We start from the raw sequence: 23,839 nt of genomic DNA, 5'->3' as shown, positions 1-23,839 counted from the left end.
CTAATTTAAAGATATGTTATTACAAAATAAGCAGGTAGCGATTATAGGCGGCGGCCCCGGCGGACTGACATTAGCAAGGCTTTTACAACTGAAAGGCGTTGATGTTAAAGTATATGAAAGGGATTTTGACCGAAGTGCAAGGGTACAGGGTTCGCCGCTTGATCTGCACGAAGATTCTGGGCTGGCCGCGATACGGAAGGCAGGATTGCTGGATGCATTTAAAAACAATTATATGCCTGGAGCCGACAAAACAACGATTACCAATGAAAAAGGTGAAATAGTTTTTAGCGACCATGACCTCGAACGCATGAGAGAAGAAGATTTCGGGGATCAACATTTCCGGCCTGAAATAGACCGGGGTGCTTTACGTAAGCTATTACTGGACTCGTTAGAGCCTGAGAATATAATTTGGAACAGCCAATTCCTGTCTATGGAAAAACAAAAAGACGGCTGGCTGTTACATTTTAAAAACGGATTGGAAGCGTATGCTGATCTGGTTATTGGAGCAGACGGTGCCAACTCAAAAATCAGGCCCTACATTACTGGCATTAATGCGTTTTATTCAGGTATTACGATGCTTGAGGGAAATATATATGATGCCGAAAAACGGGTACCCGAAGTTACCAGGCTTCTTCGTGGCGGTAAATTAATGGCTTTCGGAAATGAAAAGGATATTCTTATGGGACAGAAAGCAAACGGTGTAATCGGATTCTATGCAAGTTTTAAAGCCGAAGAAAATTGGGCGGAAAAAAGCGGTTTAGATTTTTCCGACCGGTGGCAGGTATTGGAATGGTTTAAGAAAGAATATATGGGATGGAGTGACCTCTGGTACCCGCTATTTGAAAATACTTCGGTTCCTTTTATTCCGAGACCAATCAACTGCATGCCTTTGGACCAGACCTGGGGTACTCTTTCAGATGTTACCATCATCGGTGATGCTGCCCATGTAATGCCACCGTTTGCAGGAGAAGGGGTTAATATGGCGATGCTTGATGCCCTGGAATTGAGTGAAAGCCTGACAGGCAGCCATTATGTTTCGATATACGAGGCCATTGTATCGTATGAAACAGCGATGCGAAAAAGAGCCTCCGGAATTGCAGGGGAGTCATTGGAAAACGGGGAAAGGATGCATCACGCCAATGCCCTGTCAACTATGTCTGATTTTTTTGGCGGACGATAAACAAGGAGATCCTTTTGCGGCATCTTATATGTGCGGCAACTGGGATCTTTTACAGGCTGAAGGATACCCACCTTTTTTAAATGCAATGGATTTCTTTCTGCGCACCATATGTACAAATTATAAAAATATTCGGATTGGGTTAAGTCACGAGAATTAGGGAATATTTGATATCTCTTTATTATTTTGCTTAATAAGGGATGCCATATCTGAGTTAAAAGTTTTTAGGTTTATTCCTAAGCCGCAAAAAAAGTCCAGATCTGCAGCCTCTACGCTGATAATCGCTTTTTGCAGGATTATCTCCCCGGTAGCTGTAAATCTTATTGTTTTAGCCCTTGTATCTGTAGGATGTTCGAAACGGGTAATAAACGTTTTATCTTCCAGTGTTCTCAGCACTTTAGATACCATCATGCGGTCTGCATTACTTTGATTGGCTATATCCACTTGTGTTACCACATCACTGTCCCTGGAGAGCCATGCTAGTGCACATAGTAATGCGAACTGTGTATGCGTTAAATCTAAAGGATCAAGGACGCGCTTTAATTTCCTTTGCCACAGCATGGTTAGCTGGCCAAGAAGGTAACCCGGACTGTCTTCAGGTTTTTTAAAATGAAATTCAATTTTTTTGCTCATCTTTTGTTTGTTGCATCTGTGAAGAAATCAGTTCAAAATCATTCCGTTTGATCTCGAAGAACCCAAAACGAAACGGATAGCCCCAGCGTTTTTTATTCTGAATGAAAGACAAATCATCAATTAAGGGTAAAATAGAAATGGCTTTACAGTTAAAGAATTCTACCTTCCGTCTTGAAGGAGAAAAGTTTTCCGGGACTTTTAACTGGTAAATCTCGCCGTCTACTACCCTTCCCAAAGCAGTAAACTCCTGACATTTGTCCGGTTTGTCTATCGTCTGCTTTCCAGAGTAAAATACAACAAAATCACTTTTTCCCATTCTTTTTAATGGTGAAGATTTTCCATGACAAGCCTGTACAATTCCCAGTTCAACTGCTGATTTTACGTGATCTTTGGATGCTACAATTATCCAATACTTTGGGTCTTTTTCACTCATTATGTAGATTTATAGATGCTAAAATTCCGATAATTTTGCTTTAAAATTCAGTTAGCGAGATTGTCTTACTCCTTAAACAGTAACCAAAATCTATTCTTATTTTGCATTCAAAAAAGTAAGTTTATAGCCGTCAGGGTCCTTAACATGAAAAGCTTTTCCAAAAGGCGTATCTATAATCGGTCCGGCTGTTGTAATTCCATTGATAGTAAATTCTTCTTTCAGTTCGTCTACATTTTTATCAACGGCAAACCACAGTGCCACACCGATACCCAACTCTTTTCCTTCAAGTGATTCAAGCGGGGTGCGAATAGCAAAACTTGCCTCTCCCCGGTTATATTTGAAAACACAGGCTTGCGGATTAGTGTCTCCAATTTCAAATCCTAATTTTTTTTCATAAAAGTCTTTTGATGCCCCCAGATTTTTCACCTGTAGTGATGCAAATGTTAATAATCTCATATAAATAAATTTAATTGTTGTCGCAAATATAATATATACGACAACAATATCAAAACTTTTTATGTTTTATTTGAAATTAACCACAGTGCTGGCCGAAATTTCCGATGCTAAAAGGCCTGTTACCACAATTACTTTTTTATCTGGCCAATAAAAAGCTAAAAATTTGTCAACACAAACTTTAAAACAAGTTCATTCATCTTTAGGGCAGCAAGAAAGTGGCCAATTCCAGACAATTCTCCAGTTTACTATTTTGCGAACCAAATCTCGCCCTGACGACTGAAAGTGCTTTGCTTTATCGTAATCTTGTTATTGAAAATATGGTAATTTCCTGAGCCATTTGGAATGTTGTTAAAATCCACAACATCTGCAGGATTTTGCCCTGTATAAATAGCCATTACTTTTTCCTTGTTAAATGGATTAACCCAACCGATCAATATGCCATAACCTGTACCCTCATATATATTCTCACCAATCACCCGCTTATCCTCGATCTGCAGTGGAATTTGATCAAAATATTTCTGCAGGAATTTGTTACCCTTCGGTGTTCCCCAAACGGAAAGGTGGTAAACAGACAGATCCATTTTTAGTGCTATCGTATCAGCCACCACCCTTGCGTCTTTTAAATCAGCCATCCGGTTCTTAAAGTTATTCATAAAATCTTTTAATTTTTTATCTGCTACCTGATCCGATTCGCCAGTAGAAACAATAAACAAAATGTTCTTCTGACCATAGATAGCATCGATTGCCGGCATATTGTTAACATCAGGTTTTCTGATCGCATCGGTTACAGCCATCCACCGGTCAATATCACCTGGGCTCACCCGCTTAAAAGATTTTATAATTTCCGGAATGAAACTTTCCAGTGTAGGAAATTGCCGGCGGTTTTTCTCGTAGTGTTTAAGCGCATCCAGTAAGGGATGAAGATATATCCAGCGCATACCATATTGTCGCCGTACAAAGTTCAGATCTGCAGCATTTTCACCGAGTTTCGATGCTGCCATACGGCAGGCAATTGCTTCAGTCAGATGCTCCTTAACCACCGATCGCCAGGAACCGTAGCCCTGTCTTTTCATAGATTCTTTTATGGGTGTCCACATCCATTCAAACTGATCGAACTGCGCTTCGTATTTTTCAACTGCCGGATTTGCAAAGGAGTGCGCGAATTCATGCCATAACAATCGGTACAAAGCTGAAACATCAAAAGTGGGCACCCTGATAGCGGATTTTTCCGGTGCAATCACCGCGTACAATTCTGCTCCGCCTTTTTTAAAAATACGGGGTCCAAAATTCCCCCAGCCCAGAAAATTCAGGATCACATTGAACTGAATATTTTTTCCGTTACCGTCTCCGCAATAGTTCAGCAGGCGTTCTTTTTCATTAAAATTTGGCAGATTGTAGGTTAAGGTTGCCAAAGAAATCCGGTAAAAATCTGTATTACTATTAAAGAACAGCACATAATTCGATTTTTTCGCAAAATCCTTCATCAGTATCCTCAGAGAATCCTGCATCGGATTTTCAGCTTCGGGAACAGGAATATCTTTACGCCATTCTAAATTATCAGTCATGTGGAGCATTGCCCAAATCGGCGCATCAATGGAATTGAAAATTTTTCCGTAAAGATCATTTCGTTTCAGATAGTCAAAAAGAGGATGATTTTTATGGGCGGCAAAATTGGCTAAAATCTTCTGCTTGTAATCCGTTTCGATAAAATTAACCAGTGGAATACCACTGAGCACTTCCATGGTATGAAAAAGTTCAATCCTCGGATCGACACTAAAATTGACGCCATTTAAGACTTGCCGGCAATCCTGGAAGGTTGGCCTGGCGGAAGATGTTTGCGTGAAGCCTTCCAGGGCAAAAAGGCTTAAGCATAAGAGTAATGATAAAATACGTAACATTGATCGCATAAAGTAATATTATTAAGTGTTGGTTTCCAGCATAACCCGCTGTATCGTATGGTTTACAACAGCTATGCCAAGCACAAGTAACTGATTTTATGTGCATTACATTTATTTAGATTTTGAAAAATGTTCGATATTGAAACATAGCGTTCGATTTAGAACGTTTCTATTGATCATGGTAATATTGCGAATGTACTAGACGGACATTAGTTTTTTCGCCTGGCATTACCCCAATGTCATTAAGTTAAGCCATTGGCTCAGGTGAAAATAATTTAACCACGGATAAGTATATTAACAGCGATATCTCCGCAAAAAAAAATGAACCGTATTCAGGAATATTTCGAGCGTGGATATGACATGGAAAGAGAAAATCCGCGAATGGTATTGCACCACGTAATTCTATTTCTTTCTATTGTTTTGAAAAAATGCAGTTTATAGAGCTATAGATTTATTTCAAAAATAATTGCAGGTGAGATGCTGGAATTTATATAATATTGATCAATCTTCTTTAGTTACTTTAACATCAGTAAAGTGGCCTAGTGTACCTGGGCCTACCCATAACCCAATGCTTCCCCGAATATTTTTACCTTGCTTTAAGTCATTTACAATTAAAGTAGGCTCAGTAGCACTATTAACATACAGCCTGGCAGTTTCATCCTTTACTACAATTTTTATTTTGATCCATTCCGCAGGTAATATATCTACATACGCTTCATACTTCCCCGGTGTTTTCTTTCTTAATTTTTCCCAGGGATATCCAGGAATAGAAATATACTGGCTGGAATGGTTTCTGCGTAATTGGTCATCTGCCCGACCATTGGTGGGACGTAAATAAAAAACCTCCATTTTAGAAGCGTCTAATGCCGCCCTGAACGCAATACCCACAAACCCACGGGCTGTTTCCCCTGCGTTTGCAAGTGCTTGCCCACTAATTGTGGCTTCAATTACGCCGTTATGAAATTCAATATCCTTCAGAATAGCAAGCGTATTGTCTCCATTAGCTTGGCCTTTTATTTCAAGGGCTAAGGCATTTTTACCTTTATAGACAGATTCTTCGACAGTTACCTGAAACGGAATTACATCCGAAGGAACTATTGATTTGTCCTGTGCTTTAGATTTCAAACTAAACACTAAGCTTAACACCAAACTAAATAAGAGTTGTTTAGTCATATAGAAAATAATTTTCAGTATTCTGATCCAGCTAAAATAAGAAAAATAATGTACCCAGTCCTATATCAAACATTGGTTCGAATTTATTATTCTACTGCTTGAACCAATTTGTTTGTTTACTGGAAAAATTTTCCTTTTTAATATTTAAGATTTTAAATGAGTCTATAGAAAACCACTTAATGGAAGTTCGAAATGGAAGACTGAACCCTGCCCTGCTTCACTTTCTCCCCAGATTTTACCATTATGTATTTTTATGATCTCGGCGCACAGGTATAGACCGATCCCGAATCCGGCAATATTGTTATTCTTTTCCACCCTGTAATAACGTTCAAAGAGTTTTCCCAGTTCTTCTTTACTTACTCCGATACCCTGGTCCAGTACGCTAACCCTTACCCAATGCGCTACGCGCTGGCAGGAAATTTCGATAGTGGTAGAAGCCGCAGAATATTTTGCTGCATTGCTTACCAGGTTGTTCAATACCTGTAAAATTTTATCACGATCGGCAAGGACTGCTACCTCATCCAGATGCGGACAGATAATAATATGCGAACTGTACAGTGCCCTGAATTCATCCTGGGCAGATTGGATCAGTTCTGCCATATTGAACGCTGATTTTTCAATGGGAATCTTGCCTGCATCAAGCCTTGCCACATTTAGGAAGCCATTAATCATGGCAGTCATAATGGAAACCTGTTTTAACGGTTGTTTAAAGCCCTGATAAAGTGCATCATCACCGGATTTCTGCGCCTTTCGTTGCATAAACTGTAGATATCCGTTGAGTGAAGTGAGTGGCGTTTTGAGTTCATGGCTCACCATTCCGATAAAGTCGTTTTTCCGTTGTTCTTCTTCCTTGATTGACTGGATATTCGTTGTGGAGCCCACCCACATAATCACCTCACCAGCCTCATTCATTACCGGGGAAGCCACGTTTAAGTGCCAGACATAACTTCCTTCTGTGTTTTTAAAACGCATTTCTGAAATATACGGCACTCCGCTTTTCGCTGCAGCAGCCAGCCCTTGCTGAAAGACAGGGATCTCATCTGGGTGCAACATCTCCAGGTATCCAAAGTCCCGCAGATCTTCAAAACCCATTCCCGCAAAATCCAGCCACTGCCTGTTAAAAAAAGTGACTTCACCATTGGGAAGTGCATTTGATATTTTGGCAGGTACCAGGTCGGCAAGTCTCCGGAAATGTTCCTCACTCCTTTCAACCGCTTTGCGGGCGTTTACCTGAAGGGTCACATCAATGGCCACCACAAGGATATCAGCGGTTTTTCCAGTATAATCCATCACGGGCTGGTACACCAGGTTGAAAAAATATTCTTTTAGGGCCTGCCCATGTTGCAGCATCGCCCTGATTTCATTGGCATAAAAGGCCTCACCTGTATCGAATACTTTTTCAAGTATCTTTTGAAAAGGCTGGTCATTAATCTCCGGGAGCGCATCCTTTAGTGGAAACCCTACGATAGCATTGTTTTTCCCCCAAACCTCAAGCAATTTTGCATTGGCCGTCTCAACGGTCAGTTCTCTTCCATGAAGTACGCCGATGGCAACAGGTGCCTCTTCAATAAGGAATTTGAAACGCTGCTCACTTTTATAGAGTTTGTTATTGGATATTGATAACTGATCATTTGTATTAGAAAGTTGAGCAGTATACCCTTCCAGGAGCTTTCTGGAAATCACCCTGTCTGTGATTTCAAACGACATTACAAGTACCCCTGAAATATTTCCATCAGTATCACGTAGCGGTTGATAGGTATAATCAACGTAGGTTTCTCTGAGGCTTCCGTCAGCGGATGTGAAAATTACCGGGCTTTCTTTAACATCGATAATTTGTCCTGTTTCCATTACCTTTCGGAGTTGACCTGCGAAAGGCTGATCAGCCAGATCGGGCAAAATTTCAAGAAAAGGCCTGCCAATAACTTCCTTACGTGTTTTGTTCCAATAAAGGAGGTTACTATCATTGATCATCTCCACCAGGAGCTCATTGCCCCTGATTACTACAACGGAAGCAGGGAGCATGTTGAGTATCTGTTCAAGCCTGCTATTTACCTCTCCGAGCTTATCCTGCGATAACATAAGTTCATCGTTGGCTGCATGCAGTTCCTCATTGGTTGCAGCGGCTTCTTCATTTAAAGCGGCGAGATCGAGGCTTAACCTGGATTTCTCCTCCTCTATATTTTTCTTTATGGTAATATCACTAGCCGCACCAAACCATTCCTCTATTTCCCCATCATCCCCCAGAATGGGAACGGCCCTGGACACGGTCCATCCCAAGCTCCCATCAGCACGGACAACCCTGTGTTCCAATTCAAAAATCCCTTTGCGCTCAATGGCCTGCGAAATTGCGGCATTCACCATTTCCATATCATAGGGATGCACATTTCTTTCCCTCCACCCCGTTATCGGAGCACTGGTACTACTCAAAAATCCCCGTCCATCCAGTTCATACATGATCTCCCAGTCCGGGCTGAGCCTGTATACCACATCAGAGGTGGCGGTCACTAATGCCCTAAAGCGCTTTTCACTTGCCGATAATTCGCTCATTTATATAGTTGGAAAACTGATTAAGATTCTACAAATAATGTTAAAGCCCTCTTCCGTTAATATCATCATCGTGATTTTAAAGGTTTCGAATATACAAAAGTAACAGATAAGGGTTTAGATTTTCATTTCCTCCACTAAAAATCATTTCTTTAACCTATTTTATTTCTTACGGATATTTAACCTTAAGTATTTTATCAAATGAGAAAAGCAAATTAAAATAGATGCTGTTGCAGCGATGGCTTTATTGCCGGCTGCTTGTGTTTAATGAAAGATAATGCGGCCTACGTATGGATCAGTACGCCAAGGCGTTTGTTCCCGGGGCACCGGAAATGAAGAGTTTAAAAAAGAGTTGGTTTTTAAGCTTCCTATGGATATTGGAATTATTGCTTGAAATGGTATTTATTGTTACTTTTGAACATGGCAGCATTTATTCCTAAAAGTGATGAAGATCTTCTAAATGCTTTCCATTCAGGAAATAAAGAGGCGTTTGAAATCATCTATGACCGCTACTGGTTGCTGCTTATTCGCCATGCCAACCAAATGCTGAATGATGAGGAAGAAGCAAAAGATGTGGTTCAGGAAGTTTTCACCGCCCTTTGGTCCAGATCTGACAGCCATCACATTTATCCTAATTTAGCAGCTTTTCTCTATGCAGTTACGCGCAACAGAATTTTAAACCGTCTGAAGCATTTTAAGATAGAAGCTAAATATTTAGCACAGGTGGAGCATATCATTCAGCATCCTTCGCAAATGCCGGATAGCAGAGTGCGGGAACAGGACCTGAAACGAGTGATTGAAGAGGGATTAAACAGCCTGCCACCAAAAATGCGCGAAGTGTTTGAACTGAGTAGAAAACAGCATAAAACACATAAAGAAATTGCTGAACAACTGAATATCTCTGATAAAACCGTAAAAAAGCAAATAAATAATGCTTTGCGGATCCTCAAAAGTAAAATGGGTGATTCATTTAATATTTTCTTAACTTTTTTTTAATTCCGTCTACTACCAGCCCCGCTTTTAGTTGTTATCACAGTAATTAGCAACAGTAAGCGCAACTAAAGGATGGAAAATCATCAGAATGAGCATAATAATTTACTTAAAAAGTACCAGTTAGGGATTTGTACGCCAGAAGAGAAGGGAATTGTTGAATATTTATATATTTTTTCGGCCAATTCTGAAAAAAAAGACAGAAAAGTTATTGAGGATGGCCCGCTCCGTGATGAGATCTGGAGAAGAGTGTTGTCTGTTAATGGCATTAAAGATTTTGAGAAACAAAACATTGTATCATCTCAACAAATACAGAGGCCTGCGCTGTGGAAAAGGATATCCATTGCAGCAGCATTATGTATTGCCTTTGGCGCTGCACTTTTTTATGTAGTAAAAACGCAACAGAAGCAGGAACAGGTAGTTTACACAAAAGATATTGGCCCCGGAAAAAACAACGCCACACTTACACTTCCTGACGGAAAAATCATCATACTATCTGATGCCCATAAAGGTGAGGTGGCAAAAGAGCAGGGTGTAGTTATCCGCAAGACCAGCGATGGGCAAATTGTGTACGAAGTAGTTGACCGGGGTACAGCTGGTAACAATCAGATCAATACCCTGTCTACTTCACGCGGACAAAATTATGAAGTGCGTTTGCCGGATGGAACCAAAGTGATGTTAAACGCGGCTTCTTCTATCAAATATCCTTCATCTTTCCTCGGGGCCCTCAACCGTAAAGTAGAACTAACAGGTGAAGCATATTTTGAAGTAGCAAAGGATAAAGTACATCCGTTTCTTGTGTACAGTAAAGGACAAACGGTAGAAGTATTGGGTACCCACTTTAATATTTCGGCCTATCCTGATGATAATCTTTCCAAAACTACACTTCTTGAAGGAAGCGTAAAAATCAATAACCAGTTACTAAAGCCCAGTCAGCAGTTTATACGTTCGGCCACAGCAGAACAGATCGTAGTGGTGAACACTGATGAAGCTGTTGCCTGGACGCAGGGCTACTTTATGTTCAATGATGAACCTCTTGAAAATATCCTGTCAAGAATTGCCCGATGGTACAATGTGGAGATCATTTACAAAAACCAGGAGATCAAGAAGAATAAATTCCTGGGTACTATAACCAAGTATGACCAGCTCTCTAAAACCTTAAACCTTTTGGCCAAGACCAAAGATGTATCATTTGAAATTACCGGAAATAAGGTTTTCGTTGATCATTAAAAGGCCTGCAATATCACTAATCAACTAATTACTTAAACAAACCAACCAACATGAAGAACCACCATCACGATCCTTAGGAAGGAACCGACGAAAAGGGTTTTTAGCATATTGATCTTTCAAAAACAAAATAGCCAAGGATGGTGGAACATCCCTGGCTGTGTTTGCTAAAACCTAATCTTATCAGGTAATGAATCAATTCAATTTTAACAGATATCAAATGTATAAAAATTATAATAAGATTTTATGCAAGCCTTTGTGCTGCTTTTATAAAATATTGTTTATCATGAAGTTAACAACTATAATACTCTTAACAACGTTGCTTCAGGTGAGCGCCACCGGATTCGCCCAAAAGGTTACTTTTGTACAGAAAAACACTACGCTCAAAGAAATTTTCGGAGCGATCAGAAAGCAGACAGGTTACGATGTTGTCGCCTCTTCAGATCAGCTTTTTCAAACGGTAAAAATAGATGCAGGCTTCAGGAACACAGCTCTCGAAAAAGTACTGGACAAATGCCTGGAAAATCTTCCTTTCAGTTATGCGATAGAGGAACATTCGGTGATTATCAGGAGGAAAGAAAAGTCTGTAGCCGAAAAAATAATCAGCTTATTCATCCCTAAAATAACAGTGAAGGGAGTGGTGAAAGTGCAACAAAAACCACTTGGGGGTGTATCCATCCTGGTGGAACGCACACACCAGATTAGCCGGACAAAGGAGGATGGCAGTTTTTTCATTGAGGGGCTTGAAAAAGAAGATGTACTGGTAGTAAGTTATATTGGCTATCAGCAGCAGAAAATACGTGTGGCAGATGTTGATGGGGTAATCAACATTGAACTGAAGCTCAGTACCAATGTCTTGGATGAAGTTCGGGTGCTGGCTTACGGACAAAAGACCTCACAAAGGACAAATACCGGCTCTACAGTTTCTATAGATGCAGCTGTATTGGAGAAAACACCCACTTCAGACCCTATCGCTGCCTTACAGGGCAGGGCGGCAGGCTTGTTGATTACCAATAACAGTGGGTTACCTGGTGCACAAGTTAGTGTACAAATAAGGGGGATAAATACATTGAATCTTGATGGAAAAGCCAGAATGCCGCTGTATATCGTAGATGGGGTGCCTTTTACTTCCAGTTCTATTGCTGGTTTAACCAATCTTGGCATATTGACTAATGGATCAAGTGAAAGTCCATTTAAAAGTATAGATCCCAATTCAATTGCAAATATCGAGGTCCTTAAAGATGCGGATGCGACGGCGATCTATGGCGCGAGAGGAGCTAATGGAGTAATCCTGATTACGACAAAAAGAGGTAAAGCGGGCCAGATACAAATCGGGGCCGACGTTTACGCTTCTATTGCTAAAATTCCACATTACATCGATATGCTGAATACGGAACAATATCTTGACATGCGCAGACAGGCTGCAATCAATGATGGGATAGAAATCACCGAAGATGCATTCCCTGATTTAACCAAATGGAGTCAGACGAAATATACCAATTGGCAAAAGGAGTTTTTTGATAAAACGGCGTTAACGCAAAATGCAGAGCTGAATATTACTGGTGGAAGTAATCAGACCCGTTTTTTGCTGGGAGGAGGATATAGAAATGAGAAAACCGTGTACAATACTATGGACGGGCTAAAAAGTGGGAATATCAGATTCAATGCAGATCACAATTCAAAGGATAATAAATTGAATCTTGCTTTGACCCTCAGTTATTCGGGTGATAAGAATACCGCTATTGCCCTGGATCCTGTTTCTTTTTATGCTCTGCCACCAAATTACTCCTTGTATAATGAAGATGGCTCTTTAAACTGGGCAGTGCCCAATCCGATTGCCTCTTCTTTAAGCAAGATGGAAAGCAAATCTAAAAGTGCCATCACCAATTTTGTGGGCAGTTACAAAGTATTGCCTGACCTAACGCTGAAAGCCAGTGTTGGTTATACTGATTTGCGGATCAGGCAAATGATGTTGACACCTATCGCTGCACAAGATCCTAAATCATCTAATCCTCAAGGCTATACCTATTATGCAAATAACAAAAATAACTCATTCACCTTTGAGCCCCAGGCAGATTATGTCCTTCACCGTGGAAACAGCACTTTCCGCGCCTTACTTGGTGGTACCTATATTGATAACAAATCTTCAAATTATGCCTTAAATGCCTATGGCTATACGGATGACGTGCTGTTGGGCAATGTCTCAGCCGCCCAAAGATCTGACACCACACAACTGGCAAGCCAGTATCGTTTTCTCTCTGCTTTTACCCGTATAGGGTATGAATACCAGAATGAATTGTTCGTGAATGCAACATTAAGACGTGATGGTTCCTCCCGTTTCGCACCCGGTAAACAGTTTGGTGATTTCTGGTCGCTCGGTGCAGCCTGGATTTTTACAGAACGCCAATGGATGAAATCGGCAATGCCCTTCTTAAGCATGGGTAAACTGAGGGCAAGTTACGGATTGAGCGGTAATGACAATATAGGTGATTACAGTTATTTCGTGAACTACGAAAAAACCTTCAACAAATATCAGGGGACCGGACTTTTTCCTAAAAACCTTTTCAACAGTGATTATCAATGGGAAGAAAATAAAAAATTCGAAGCTGCAATAGAGCTTGGTTTCCTGAACGATGCGGTGATGCTTACCGTAAACTATTACCGGAACCGTTCTGGTAACCAGCTGGTAGCGTATCCTTTGGCTTCACAAGTTGGAGTGGGCAATGTAAATCAGAATATGGATGCAAAAATCCAGAATAGCGGATGGGAATTTATATTGAACACTTCACAGATTAAACACAAAGATTTTAGCTGGACCTCAAGCTTTAATTTAAGCGTTGGAAGAAATAAATTGCTATCGTTCCCTGACCTGGAAAATTCCTCATATAAGGATCTATATGCCATCGGCAAATCCTTATCACTGTTCTGGGGATTCGACTTTCAGAAAATAGATCCTCAAACCGGTAAACCTGTATACAGGGATGTGGATGGAAATGGCACTATAGAATATCCAAATGATTTTGTTCCCTTAAGTAATCTTTTGCCAACATTTTACGGAGGTTTTACTAATAATTTCTCTTATAAGCGATTTGATCTGGATATTTTCCTAAGTTTTAAAAAGAGCGGCCGAAATAGCATCCTGAATCTGAGCCCTGGTGCTACTTTGGATAACCAGCCCGTAGAAGTACTCGACAGATGGCAAAGTCCGCAAAATCCGGGTAGCCGCATCGCTTATACTACAGATGGTGCCCTGATATATACTTATAATTCAAGTTTGGCTACTGCCTTTAATAATTCTTACATCAGGCTTTCAAATATTTCCCTGGGATATAACTTCTCAGAAAAACAAGCCGGGAAATTGGGGATGAAAAATTTGCGTGTATACGCGATGGGAAATAATCTGTTTACCCTGACCAACTATCCTGGCTTTGATCCGGAAACAGGTGTAAGTATGCCTACCCTCCGGTCGTTTACTTTTGGTCTGAAAACAACATTTTAAAATTATACAATGAAAAATTTGATATACCGCATAGCTTTCCTGCTGATGCTGACTGTGGTTAGCACATCGTGTAAAAAAATATTAGAAGTAAAGCCTGAGTTCATCAGAACTACCGAACAAGTATATGCCAATGATAAATCTGCAGACAGTGTAGTGGTTGGTATGTATGCTCAATGGGCAAGTAACAGTAATTTATTTGATATCCCTGTGGCCGGAGGGCTTTCTTCTGATGAATTGAAGCCGGGAGCATCATTAGACGATGACTTCCTGAATAGGTACAATAACCGCTTAGACCCTGTCAACTCTTCTACCAAAATCTATTGGTCAGATTATTACAGTATAATCTATACCGCAAATTCGATCATAGAAGGTGTCGCAACTTCGAATGGCATGACTACTTCAGGGAAACAAAAAGCTATTGGTGAGGCATTATTTATGCGTGCTTTTTGTTATTTCTATCTCGTCAATTTTTTTGGCGATGTGCCATTGGTAACCAGCACAGCTTATAAAGAAACTAAGAATTTTCCCCGGACACCAGTCGCTAAAGTATACGCACAAATACTGGAAGACCTGCTAAAAGCCGAGCGTTATCTTGGTGATCAATATCCTACCGCTGGTCGTGTAAGGGCAAATAAATGGGTGGTTAAAGCATTGCTGTCCAGAGTATATTTATATACCGGTGACTGGAAGAATGCCAGTCTTAAAGCTTCCGAAATTATCGAAAATCGCAATCAGTATAGCCTTGGTGTGATGGAAGGAACCAGTGCAGATGATGCGGAAATGGATATTTTTCACAGCGATAATAAAGAATCTATCTTTCAAATGTGGAATGAAATCGGGTATGGTATAGGGGGGCAAACCCTGGGTGATGGTGCTTATGTTGCCGTTGCGGATGAAGGTAGCAATAGTCTTATCGATGCTTTTGAAGACGGCGATAAACGCAGGTGGAATTATATCAATGAGGAAACCGGCGGTTACCGGATCTACAAATATAGATTAGACGTTGAAAATTCAGCATATAAGGAATATACGGTAGTTTTCAGACTTGCGGAGCAGTACCTGATTCGTGCAGAAGCCTTAGCTAAACTTGGACAACCTGATGCTGCGGTTCAGGATGTGAATACCATCCGTAATCGTGCGGGGCTTGAAAATCTGGATGATGGACAAACCGAAAGTTCGATTCTTGATGCTGTAGAACAGGAAAGAAGAGTGGAGTTGTGTTTTGAATGGAGTGATCGCTGGTTTAATCTCCGCAGACTGGGCCACCTTGATCAGGTGATGTCAGAAAATAAACCCACCTACTGGAAGTCTACCGCTGCACTATATCCTGTACCAAGAGTAGAAATACAAAATAATCTAAAATTGACACAAAACCCAGGTTACAACTAAATCTATAAGAATGAACACATATTATCACAGATCAATTCAATTTATACTTTTCCTGTTGCTTATCACAGGCAGCGCTGTGTCTTTTGCGCAGAAGAAAACTCCGAATTATACATTAAAGGGAAAAATAACCGGCATGAAACCCGCTGATAAAGTGACTGTTTATCTTGAACGTTATATAGACGATGATATGCAACAGGATTCTGCCCTGGTGAAAAACAGAACCTTCAGTTTCCGCGGGAACGTAAAGGATCCGGTATGGGCAGTCCTTTCTTATTCCCAGGCTACTAAAGGAAAGAAACAGGAAACTGTACGCCCTTCTTATGAATTGTTTATTGAGAAAGGGGTTTTTAACGTCTCTTTTCCCTTGGGAAACATTTCACAAGCCGTATTTTCAGGCTCTCCTTTGAATGCAGAAAAGGTAGCTTATGAAAGTAAAACAACGAAGCTTACAGTGGCTTTAAACGATGTAAGGTCTGCTTATTTCAGCATTGAGGATCTAATGGGCGACAGTACGCAAGATAGGGCCAAGCTTAAGCAGCAGATGAAGGCAATAGAAAAGGCATCAGATTCGCTGGATCAGATAAAAATCACAACAGACAGTTCATATATAGCCCGTCATCCCGCCAATTATTTTAGTCTTTATCTTTTATCAGAGTCTTTCAGGCACGGTATGCCTTTTGAAAAAACCATGGGCTTGTTTAAACAAATTAAAGCCCCTTTGAAACTGACTTTACTTGGGAAGAAACTGACTGCAGACCTTAAACGTGCGCAGAAAGTAAGTGTCGGGATGGTGGCACCCGAATTTTCTCTGCCTGATTCTACCGGAAAGTTAGTTAGCTTATCTTTCTACAAGGGAAAATATGTGCTTGTTGATTTCTGGGCCAGCTGGTGCGTACCTTGCAGGCAGGAAAATCCTAATGTAGTTGCGGCCTATCAAAAATTTGCTGCACACAATTTTAATGTACTGGGCATCTCTTCAGACTTTGATAAAGGCTCCTGGATGACCGCCTTGCGTGAGGATAAATTATCCTGGCCAAATCTACAGGATGTTGGCTCCAAAGTCGGTAAACTGTTTGATGTTTCGGCGATTCCTTCTAATTTCCTGATTGACCCGGATGGTAAAATTATTGCGAAAAACCTACGGGGAGCAGCACTGGAACGTAAACTGGCAGAAGTGCTGCCCCACTAATCGGGTAGATCCTAGCCCATGGCACAGCGCGGTATAGCTGATGACCAACCAGCATTATAAATTTTATTACCTAATATGAAAATCTACAAAATTATTATAGCCCTGTTTATTGCAGGCAATTGCCTGCCTTTGCTTGCAGGAGCACAACATAAGCCTGCTAAATCTACTGTTGCCGTTCACCATACTGTTCAGCCGGTTACAAAATTGATTCCGCTGGATCCCTCGGTGCGTACCGGAAAGCTGGCGAATGGTTTTACCTATTATATCCGCCATAACAATGAGCCTGAGCACCGGGTGGTGATGTATCTTGCCAATAAAGTAGGATCTATCCTGGAGACGGATGAAGAGCAGGGACTTTCACACTTTCTGGAGCACATGAGTTTCAATGGAACGGAGCACTTCCCTAAAAGTGAGCTGATCAATTATCTCCAGAAAGCTGGTGTAAGGTTTGGTGCCGATTTAAATGCTTACACCAGTTTTGATGAAACAGTTTATCAGTTACCGCTGCCCACAGATGATCCTGAGGTGATGAAAAACGGGCTGCAGATTATGCGCGATTGGGCACAAGGATTGACACTTGAGACGGCCGAGATTGAAAAGGAGCGCGGTGTGATTATGGAAGAAGAAAGGTTGGGTAGAGGCGCTGAAGATCGCATACTAAGACAAACCCTTCCGTTGATGGTAAATAACTCGCGTTATGCCTCCCGTTTGCCTATTGGTAAGGCTGATGTAATCCTTCATTTCAAACCAGAAGTGATCCGCAATTATTACCATAACTGGTACCGTCCGAACCTGCAGGCTCTTATTATTGTAGGTGATATCGACGTGGCAAAAATGGAACAACTGGTCAGGCAAAAATTTGCTGACCTGAAAAACCCGCCAAATGAAAAACCAAGGGTAAAATATAGTTCTTCCTTAACAGGGAAAAACCAGTTTCTTGCGGTAACGGATAAAGAATTGACCAATACGGTTATAGAAGTTAATGCCAAGCATAAAGAGCAGAAAATTTATACAGAGACTGATTACCGTGCCTCACTGCTGAGAAATCTGTTCAACGGAATGCTGAGCAGGCGTTACACAGAGTTATCCCGGCAGGCCAATCCTCCGTTTTTACAAGGTGGTGCCGCAATTCGTGAATTTATGCCAGGACTGGAAGCATTTAAACTTTATGTTAGCTGCAGGCCAGGAGAAGTGGAGAGTGGATTTAAAGCAGTGTGGAGGGAAACGGCCAGACTGCAACGGCTGGGCTTTTCTAAAACAGAGCTGGAGCGTTCCAAAAGAGAGTATCTGAATGACATGGAAGCGATGATGCAGGAAAAGGATAAAATGACTTCCGATACCTATGTAAATGCTTATCTGAACCATTTCCTTTATGGCGGGGCCGCTCCTGGATTAAGCAAACAAAATGAAATGGTAAACCTGTTTATTCCTACAATTACGCTTGGGGAGGTAAATGCGCTAGCCAAAGAATACATCAGGGAAACCGACAGGGATATCATTGTAACCGCACCCGAAAAGGATAAGGCAACTTTACCGGCCGAGTCAGCTGTTTTAGCCTGGATAAAGCAAGTCAATGCCGAAAAGATGGATGCTTTTAAAGACGATGTAAGTAAGTTGCCGTTACAGGCTCATGTACCGGTAGCCGGAAAAATTGTGAAAGAGGAAAAAGATGCCAAAACCGGACTTACTTACCTTACCCTCAGCAATGGTGTAAATGTGATACTGAAGAAAACGAACTTCAAAAATGACGAGATTGTTTTCCAGGCTTTTACCAATGGGGGAACATCCTTATACAGTGATGCGGATTATGAAAGTGCAGCTAATGCCTCAAATATTATCTCTTCAGCAGGTGTAGGAAATTACAATGCCAGTCAGCTGGAAAAATACCTCTCAGGTAAACAGGTCTCGGTTTTTCCTTTTATAGATGAGCGTACACAAGGCTTTATTGGGAGTACAAATGCCAAAGATATGGACAGTGCCTTTAGTTTGCTGTATGCCTACGCTACAGAACCGCGTAAAGATGAGCAGATTTTCAAAGGGATTATCTCGAATGCAAAAGCAGCCCTGGTGAACAAGGACGATGATCCTGAATCGGTTTTCAGTGATACAATGACTACAGTTTTGGGGAACTACAATGTCCGCCGTACGCCTGCTAACCTGGAGAAAATTGCACAGATCAACCTTGATCGCGCATATTCGATATATAAGGAGAGATTCGCCAATGTAACGGGAATGAAATTTGTTCTTGTAGGAAATATAGACGAGGCAAAACTGAAGCCTTACCTGGAAAAATACATCGCTTCCCTTCCTGCAAACGGAACCATAGAGACAGCAAAAAATCTGGACATCCACCTCCCTGAAGGCTTGATATCCAAAACAGTGTACGCTGGTAAGGAGGATAAGGCCGTGGTTTACCTGGTTTTTTCTGGAAAGTTTGATTATGATTACGCGAGTACCCTGAAGATGCAGGCGCTAAAAGAAGCTTTGGAAATCCGTTTACTGGAAAGACTGCGTGAGGAAGAAAGTGGGGTTTACTCTCCGGCTGCGGAAGTAAGTACCCGTAAATTGCCTGATGGCAGATATGGTATATCTATCTATTTCGGCTGTTCACCAGCAAATGTAGAAAGGATGATTGCCTCTGCGGTGGATGAAGTTGAAAAGTTAAAGAAAGTTGGCCCGGTACCGGAAAACATTGAAAAGTTTAAGGCGGAAGACCTACATACGATGCAAACCACGATGAAAACAAATAATTTCTGGCTGGATTATCTGACTGGACAACTTAGCAATGGAGAGCCGCTGGACCAGATCAGTAACTATAACCAGATCATCAAAGGAATGACTGCAAAAGAGGTAAAAGATATTGCAGATAAATACCTGACCGGTAAGAATTATATCAGGTTAATACTGCTGCCAGAATCGGCTAAAGCAAAATAATTAAATCACTCCTGCCCTTTCATCTGTAAAGACAGAACAAAAGGGCAGGGGTGATTATTTGTAATAGCCACTGCTTAATCTGACAATTGGTTAGTTTTTACTAATTCAGATTATTTATATAATTAAATGATATCACGACTCCCCTATTTTGTGTAATAATTAAGGAACGCAGTATATGTTTCCATCTCACATCATCCATCTTACATTCTTTCCGGCGAAGTAATCCCCAAAATCAACATTCCTGCATGAATGATATCAGCAGTTTTTTTGCTCAGGTTTAAACGGAACTGTTTCAGTTCACCTTCTTCCGTTTTTACAATCGGCGGTACCTCATGGTAAAATTTGTTAAACAATTTAGCCAGTTCATATAAATAGTTGGCCAAACTCGCCGGACTGTAAGCTTTTGCCGCAATGGCAATCTCTTCAGGATATTTAGCCAACTGCAAAATCATTTCTAGTTCTACACCTGATATTCCTGAAAACTGCTCACTGCCAACTGCAAATTGATAATCCGACTTGCTCAGCAATGATTTAATCCGCGCATGTGTATACTGAATAAACGGCCCGGTATTCCCCTGAAAATCGATACTCTCAGCCGGATTAAACAATAAACGTTTTTTCGGTTCAACCTTTAAAAGGAAATATTTCAAGGCACCTAAACCTATATTTTTATACAGTTCTTCTTTGTCTGCTTCGCTAAAATCATTGGTTTTACCCAATTCTTCTGTTTTTTCGCGGGCAGTGCTTACCATGCTTTCAATTAATTCGTCGGCATCTACAACTGTTCCCTCTCGACTTTTCATTTTTCCGTTTGGCAAATCGACCATCCCGTACGATAAATGGTATAAACCTTTTGCCCAGCTTTTGCCCAGTTTTTCTAAAATCAGGAACAACACTTTGAAATGGTAATCCTGCTCATTGCCGACCACATAAATAGACTCATCCATATTGAAATCATCGTGTTTCATTTCGGCAGTACCTAAATCCTGAGTAATGTAAACCGAAGTTCCATCAGCACGCAAAACCAGTTTCTGGTCTAAACCATCGGCAGTTAAATCAATCCATACCGAACCATCGTCCTTTTTAAAGAAAACACCTTTAGCCAAACCTTCATCAACCGTACCTTTTCCTAGCAGGTAAGTATTACTTTCGTAGTAGAATTTATCAAAATCAACCCCAAGGTTTTTGTAAGTCACGTTAAAACCAGCGTAAACCCATTCGTTCATGGTTTTCCAAAGCAAAACCACTTCCTCATCTCCTTGCTCCCATTTTAACAGCATTTGTTGTGCTTCCTTAATTAATGGGGCATTTTTCTTCGCTTCGTCTTCTGTTTGTCCTTCCGCTTTTAAAGCATCAATCTCTTTTTTATACTCCTTATCAAAAACTACATAGTATTTTCCAACCAGGTGATCGCCCTTTAAGCCTGTACTTTCAGGTGTTTCGCCATTACCCCACTTTTGCCAGGCCAGCATTGATTTACAGATGTGGATCCCACGGTCGTTAACCAGGTTTACCTTCACCACATCATAACCGTAAGCTTTAAGCAGCTCAGAAACCGAATAACCCAGCAAATTATTACGAACATGCCCCAGGTGAAGTGGTTTATTGGTATTCGGCGACGAATATTCAACCATTACCTTTTTACCATTCGCTGCATACACACCAAAATCAGGCGATAAAATTTCTTCGTTAAACTGTTTTAAGAAATAACTTTCGGCAATGCTTAAGTTTAAAAAGCCCTTAACTACGTTAAATTTGGTAATATCAGCTACGTTAGCGACTAAATATTCGCCAATTTCTGTGGCTGTTTGTTCCGGCGATTTCTTTGAAATTTTGGTGATTGGAAAAACAACAATGGTTGCCTGTCCTTCAAATTCTTTGCGGGTTTCTTGTATGTTGATCACACTTTCGGCTACTTCTTCCTTATAAAGTTCAAAAATGGCTTTCTGTGTTTCGGCAATAATAAAATTCATGCGCCAAAAATAGAGAAAAAAGTCCGAAGTCGGGAGACCGAAGTCCGAAGATTTTTTTAGCCTAAATTTCAATTTTCATCACTATAAGGGCTTTGGAAAGCTACTGTAGTGCCAGTCGTTTTCGATAGTCCTTCTTTCCGCTATAGTCCCGATTGAAGAAATCGGGAGCTGCCGCTTCAATAAGGTTTAGGGATGACGGTGCTGTGCATTAAAAAAGTCCGAAGTCGGAGGTCCGAGGTCGGAAGACAGGATGCCGACCATATAAAACTTATTAGTCTTCAAAATTTCAGACCATGCAATTTCAAACTATATCTTCGGACTTTCGGACGCTCTAAAATTCTAATATTTCACTTAAGACTTTAATTTTCATAATTTTTAAAAGGTTTGGAAAGGTGCTGTAGTGCTTATCGGTGCCGCTAGTCCTTCTTTCCGCTGTAGTCCCGATTGAAGAAATTGGGAGCTGCCGCTTCAATAAGGTTTAGGGACGTCGGTGCTGTGCATTAAAAATTCCGGAGTCGGAGGTCCGAGGTCGGAAGACAGGATGCCGATCATATAAAACTTATTAGTCTTCAAAATTTCAGGCCATGCACTTTCAAACTATATCTTCCGACTTTCTGACATCGGACTTTCCGAAGCGCAAAAATTCCAATAGTTAGGGATCCCGGCTCTGTGCAATAAATAAACCCTTCTAAGTATCAGTCTACCTTAAATCTCACCTCTCAATTCTCATATCTAAATTTTTCTAATAGATTTGTAACAACTAACTTATTTATGAGCGAGCAGAACCCCAATTTTAAAGTGAGCGTAAACACCGAAATCGGCAGATTGCGTAAATTATTAATACATAGTCCTGATAGTGGATTAGGCAAAGTAGTACCCTCTAAGGCACAAGATTGGCTTTTCGAAGATATTGTACATTTAGATACCATCCGAAAAGATGAATATGATTATTATATTAAACTGCTGATGTATTTTCTTGATCCTGAAAAGATCAAAGGAAAACTGGCCGAAATAGATTCAGAAGCATCAGACCGTAATTTTTACAAACCCAACCACCCCGATTTCCACAATTCTAAATCTGTAATCGAGATTCAGAACCTGTTAAGCGAAATGCTGGAGAACGAATCCATTCGCAAAAAACTGGTTGCCGCCGTTTGTGCGATTGAAGGCTGTACTTATAAGGTTCAATTGGAATTAACCAATACCGATCCGAAACAATTGGCAGAGATTTTTATCTCCGGAACATTGGCTAACGATACCATGATTTTTGCGCCGATCCCGAATTTAATTTTTACCAGGGATTTGGGTACAACGATTAATAACCACATTTTATTAAACAAACCGGCAAAAAAAGCCCGTGTGCGCGAAACACTTTTAATGCGTTACATTTTCTTCAACCATCCATTGTTTGAGCACTACCGCAATAATATCCTCGAAATTCCGGATGTGACCATGCATTTTTTAAGACCAGGTGATGAACCAGCTTTCAGTACTACTTTAGAAGGCGGCGATGTGATGATGGTAAGTCCAAACCATGTATTGATCGGCTGTAGTGAAAGAACATCAGAACATGGCGCCAATGAGGCTATTAAATTGTTGTTCGACCAGGATGTAGTAGAAAAAGTTACGGTGGTAAAAATACCAAGCAAACGTGATTACATGCACCTGGACACAGTTTTTACGCAGGTTAAACGCAATACATGGGTAATTTTGAACTCAATTGCTCATTCTCCGAAATTTAATCCTTACGAGCCAATCAACTTTTTAAAAGAACCTGAAAAATTGGAGGCTACTACTGCTATTCAGTTTACAAAAGCTAATCCACAAGAGCCTAAACATTTCGAACATGTAGAAGCTTTATTAAATGACATTAGCCGGAACGATTTAAAAAGCACCGAACCAACTAAGATTATTTATAGCGGAAATAACCTGTTTCCTTACGATTCGAGAGAACAATGGACAGATTCTTGTAACCTTTTAGCCATTAAAGAAGGTGTGGTTTTAGGTTACGACAGAAACGATAAAACCGTTGAAGCCTTTAAAACTGCTGGCTTTGATGTAGTGGATGTAAAAGATTTGATCCAGGATTTAGAAAGCGGCAAAGTAAATGCCGAAACCATAACCGATACGTTGATTTTAATGCCTTCAGCAGAATTATCGCGGGCACGTGGCGGTTTCCATTGTATGAGTTTGCCGATATTTAGAGACAATATTTGAGGCTTAAGGCGTAAGGTATAGGGTTTAAGGTTAAATTTGCCTATAGCATAAGTGCCTGATATTTATTGAAAACTTTTTGGGGCAGTATGCAACCTTAAACCTTACGC

Annotated in this window: 15 protein-coding genes; 8 read left to right on the top strand and 7 right to left on the bottom strand. The window is 40.7% G+C overall.

Annotated features, from left to right (window positions below; translation table 11 throughout):
- Positions 1-13 precede the first annotated feature (13 nt).
- A complete protein-coding gene (locus tag FFJ24_RS09595; RefSeq protein ID WP_138821291.1) occupies positions 14-1,180 on the top strand; it encodes an NAD(P)/FAD-dependent oxidoreductase in 1,167 nt (388 codons plus the stop codon).
- A gap of 153 nt (positions 1,181-1,333) precedes the next feature.
- On the opposite strand, the gene FFJ24_RS09590 is transcribed toward FFJ24_RS09595, so the two are convergent.
- The 6 genes from FFJ24_RS09590 to FFJ24_RS09565 form a co-directional block, all read right to left on the bottom strand.
- Complete coding sequence (locus tag FFJ24_RS09590) at positions 1,334-1,810, bottom strand: MarR family winged helix-turn-helix transcriptional regulator (RefSeq protein ID WP_138821290.1); 477 nt, start codon at positions 1,808-1,810, stop codon at positions 1,334-1,336.
- Positions 1,794-2,243 (bottom strand): EVE domain-containing protein, encoded by a 450-nt coding sequence (locus tag FFJ24_RS09585; protein WP_138821289.1) that lies wholly within the window; start codon positions 2,241-2,243, stop codon positions 1,794-1,796. The genes FFJ24_RS09590 and FFJ24_RS09585 overlap by 17 nt, the downstream gene beginning before the upstream one ends.
- A 96-nt stretch (positions 2,244-2,339) precedes the next feature.
- Positions 2,340-2,699, bottom strand: coding sequence for a VOC family protein (locus FFJ24_RS09580; protein ID WP_138821288.1), 360 nt, complete (start codon positions 2,697-2,699; stop codon positions 2,340-2,342).
- 245 nt (positions 2,700-2,944) lie between these two features.
- Positions 2,945-4,597 (bottom strand): DUF4932 domain-containing protein, encoded by a 1,653-nt coding sequence (locus FFJ24_RS09575; protein WP_168202433.1) that lies wholly within the window; start codon positions 4,595-4,597, stop codon positions 2,945-2,947.
- A gap of 501 nt (positions 4,598-5,098) precedes the next feature.
- Positions 5,099-5,770 carry a hypothetical protein gene (locus FFJ24_RS09570; protein WP_138821286.1) on the bottom strand — a complete coding sequence of 224 codons (672 nt, stop codon included), beginning with the start codon at positions 5,768-5,770 and terminating at the stop codon, positions 5,099-5,101.
- 162 nt (positions 5,771-5,932) lie between these two features.
- Positions 5,933-8,317 (bottom strand): PAS domain-containing protein, encoded by a 2,385-nt coding sequence (locus FFJ24_RS09565; RefSeq protein WP_138821285.1) that lies wholly within the window; start codon positions 8,315-8,317, stop codon positions 5,933-5,935.
- 417 nt (positions 8,318-8,734) lie between these two features.
- Between FFJ24_RS09565 and FFJ24_RS09560 the strand changes: the two genes are divergently transcribed.
- The 6 genes from FFJ24_RS09560 to FFJ24_RS09535 all read left to right on the top strand — a co-directional run bounded on the left by FFJ24_RS09560 (position 8,735) and on the right by FFJ24_RS09535 (position 19,542).
- A complete protein-coding gene (locus FFJ24_RS09560) occupies positions 8,735-9,310 on the top strand; it encodes an RNA polymerase sigma factor (RefSeq protein ID WP_138821284.1) in 576 nt (191 codons plus the stop codon).
- Positions 9,311-9,379: 69 nt separating this feature from the next.
- Positions 9,380-10,534, top strand: a complete 1,155-nt coding sequence (locus tag FFJ24_RS09555; protein ID WP_138821283.1) for a FecR family protein — start codon at positions 9,380-9,382, stop codon at positions 10,532-10,534.
- A gap of 283 nt (positions 10,535-10,817) precedes the next feature.
- Positions 10,818-14,030: a SusC/RagA family TonB-linked outer membrane protein gene (locus FFJ24_RS09550; RefSeq protein ID WP_168202432.1), complete on the top strand. Its 3,213-nt coding sequence runs from the start codon at positions 10,818-10,820 to the stop codon at positions 14,028-14,030.
- Positions 14,031-14,039: 9 nt separating this feature from the next.
- Entirely contained in the window at positions 14,040-15,419 is a 1,380-nt protein-coding gene (locus FFJ24_RS09545; protein ID WP_138821281.1) for a RagB/SusD family nutrient uptake outer membrane protein, read from the top strand.
- Between the two features lie 10 nt (positions 15,420-15,429).
- Positions 15,430-16,608, top strand: coding sequence for a TlpA disulfide reductase family protein (locus FFJ24_RS09540; protein ID WP_138821280.1), 1,179 nt, complete (start codon positions 15,430-15,432; stop codon positions 16,606-16,608).
- 75 nt (positions 16,609-16,683) lie between these two features.
- Entirely contained in the window at positions 16,684-19,542 is a 2,859-nt protein-coding gene (locus tag FFJ24_RS09535) for a pitrilysin family protein (RefSeq protein WP_138821279.1), read from the top strand.
- 200 nt (positions 19,543-19,742) lie between these two features.
- Here FFJ24_RS09535 and argS read toward each other — a convergent pair whose 3' ends face one another.
- A complete protein-coding gene (argS, locus tag FFJ24_RS09530) occupies positions 19,743-21,515 on the bottom strand; it encodes an arginine--tRNA ligase (RefSeq protein WP_138821278.1) in 1,773 nt (590 codons plus the stop codon).
- Between the two features lie 771 nt (positions 21,516-22,286).
- On the opposite strand from argS, the gene FFJ24_RS09525 reads away from it, so the two are divergent.
- Positions 22,287-23,732: an arginine deiminase family protein gene (locus FFJ24_RS09525; RefSeq protein ID WP_138821277.1), complete on the top strand. Its 1,446-nt coding sequence runs from the start codon at positions 22,287-22,289 to the stop codon at positions 23,730-23,732.
- Positions 23,733-23,839: the final 107 nt, after the last annotated feature.

Origin of the sequence: Pedobacter sp. KBS0701 (genome assembly GCF_005938645.2) — a bacterium.
Taxonomy (GTDB): Bacteria; Bacteroidota; Bacteroidia; order Sphingobacteriales; family Sphingobacteriaceae; genus Pedobacter.
This window is presented reverse-complemented; position numbering and strand designations above follow the sequence as displayed.

Excerpts from the sequence above, each read along its gene's own strand:
- FFJ24_RS09590 (WP_138821290.1), bottom strand. The coding sequence starts at position 1,810 with ATGAGCAAAAAAATTGAATTTCATTTTAAAAAACCTGAAGACAGTCCG.
- FFJ24_RS09575 (WP_168202433.1), bottom strand. The coding sequence starts at position 4,597 with ATGTTACGTATTTTATCATTACTCTTATGCTTAAGCCTTTTTGCCCTG.
- FFJ24_RS09585 (WP_138821289.1), bottom strand. The coding sequence starts at position 2,243 with ATGAGTGAAAAAGACCCAAAGTATTGGATAATTGTAGCATCCAAAGAT.
- FFJ24_RS09580 (WP_138821288.1), bottom strand. The coding sequence starts at position 2,699 with ATGAGATTATTAACATTTGCATCACTACAGGTGAAAAATCTGGGGGCA.
- FFJ24_RS09525 (WP_138821277.1), top strand. The coding sequence starts at position 22,287 with ATGAGCGAGCAGAACCCCAATTTTAAAGTGAGCGTAAACACCGAAATC.
- FFJ24_RS09565 (WP_138821285.1), bottom strand. The coding sequence starts at position 8,317 with ATGAGCGAATTATCGGCAAGTGAAAAGCGCTTTAGGGCATTAGTGACC.
- FFJ24_RS09595 (WP_138821291.1), top strand. The coding sequence starts at position 14 with ATGTTATTACAAAATAAGCAGGTAGCGATTATAGGCGGCGGCCCCGGC.
- FFJ24_RS09570 (WP_138821286.1), bottom strand. The coding sequence starts at position 5,770 with ATGACTAAACAACTCTTATTTAGTTTGGTGTTAAGCTTAGTGTTTAGT.
- FFJ24_RS09535 (WP_138821279.1), top strand. The coding sequence starts at position 16,684 with ATGAAAATCTACAAAATTATTATAGCCCTGTTTATTGCAGGCAATTGC.
- FFJ24_RS09545 (WP_138821281.1), top strand. The coding sequence starts at position 14,040 with ATGAAAAATTTGATATACCGCATAGCTTTCCTGCTGATGCTGACTGTG.
- FFJ24_RS09560 (WP_138821284.1), top strand. The coding sequence starts at position 8,735 with ATGGCAGCATTTATTCCTAAAAGTGATGAAGATCTTCTAAATGCTTTC.
- argS (WP_138821278.1), bottom strand. The coding sequence starts at position 21,515 with ATGAATTTTATTATTGCCGAAACACAGAAAGCCATTTTTGAACTTTAT.
- FFJ24_RS09555 (WP_138821283.1), top strand. The coding sequence starts at position 9,380 with ATGGAAAATCATCAGAATGAGCATAATAATTTACTTAAAAAGTACCAG.
- FFJ24_RS09550 (WP_168202432.1), top strand. The coding sequence starts at position 10,818 with ATGAAGTTAACAACTATAATACTCTTAACAACGTTGCTTCAGGTGAGC.
- FFJ24_RS09540 (WP_138821280.1), top strand. The coding sequence starts at position 15,430 with ATGAACACATATTATCACAGATCAATTCAATTTATACTTTTCCTGTTG.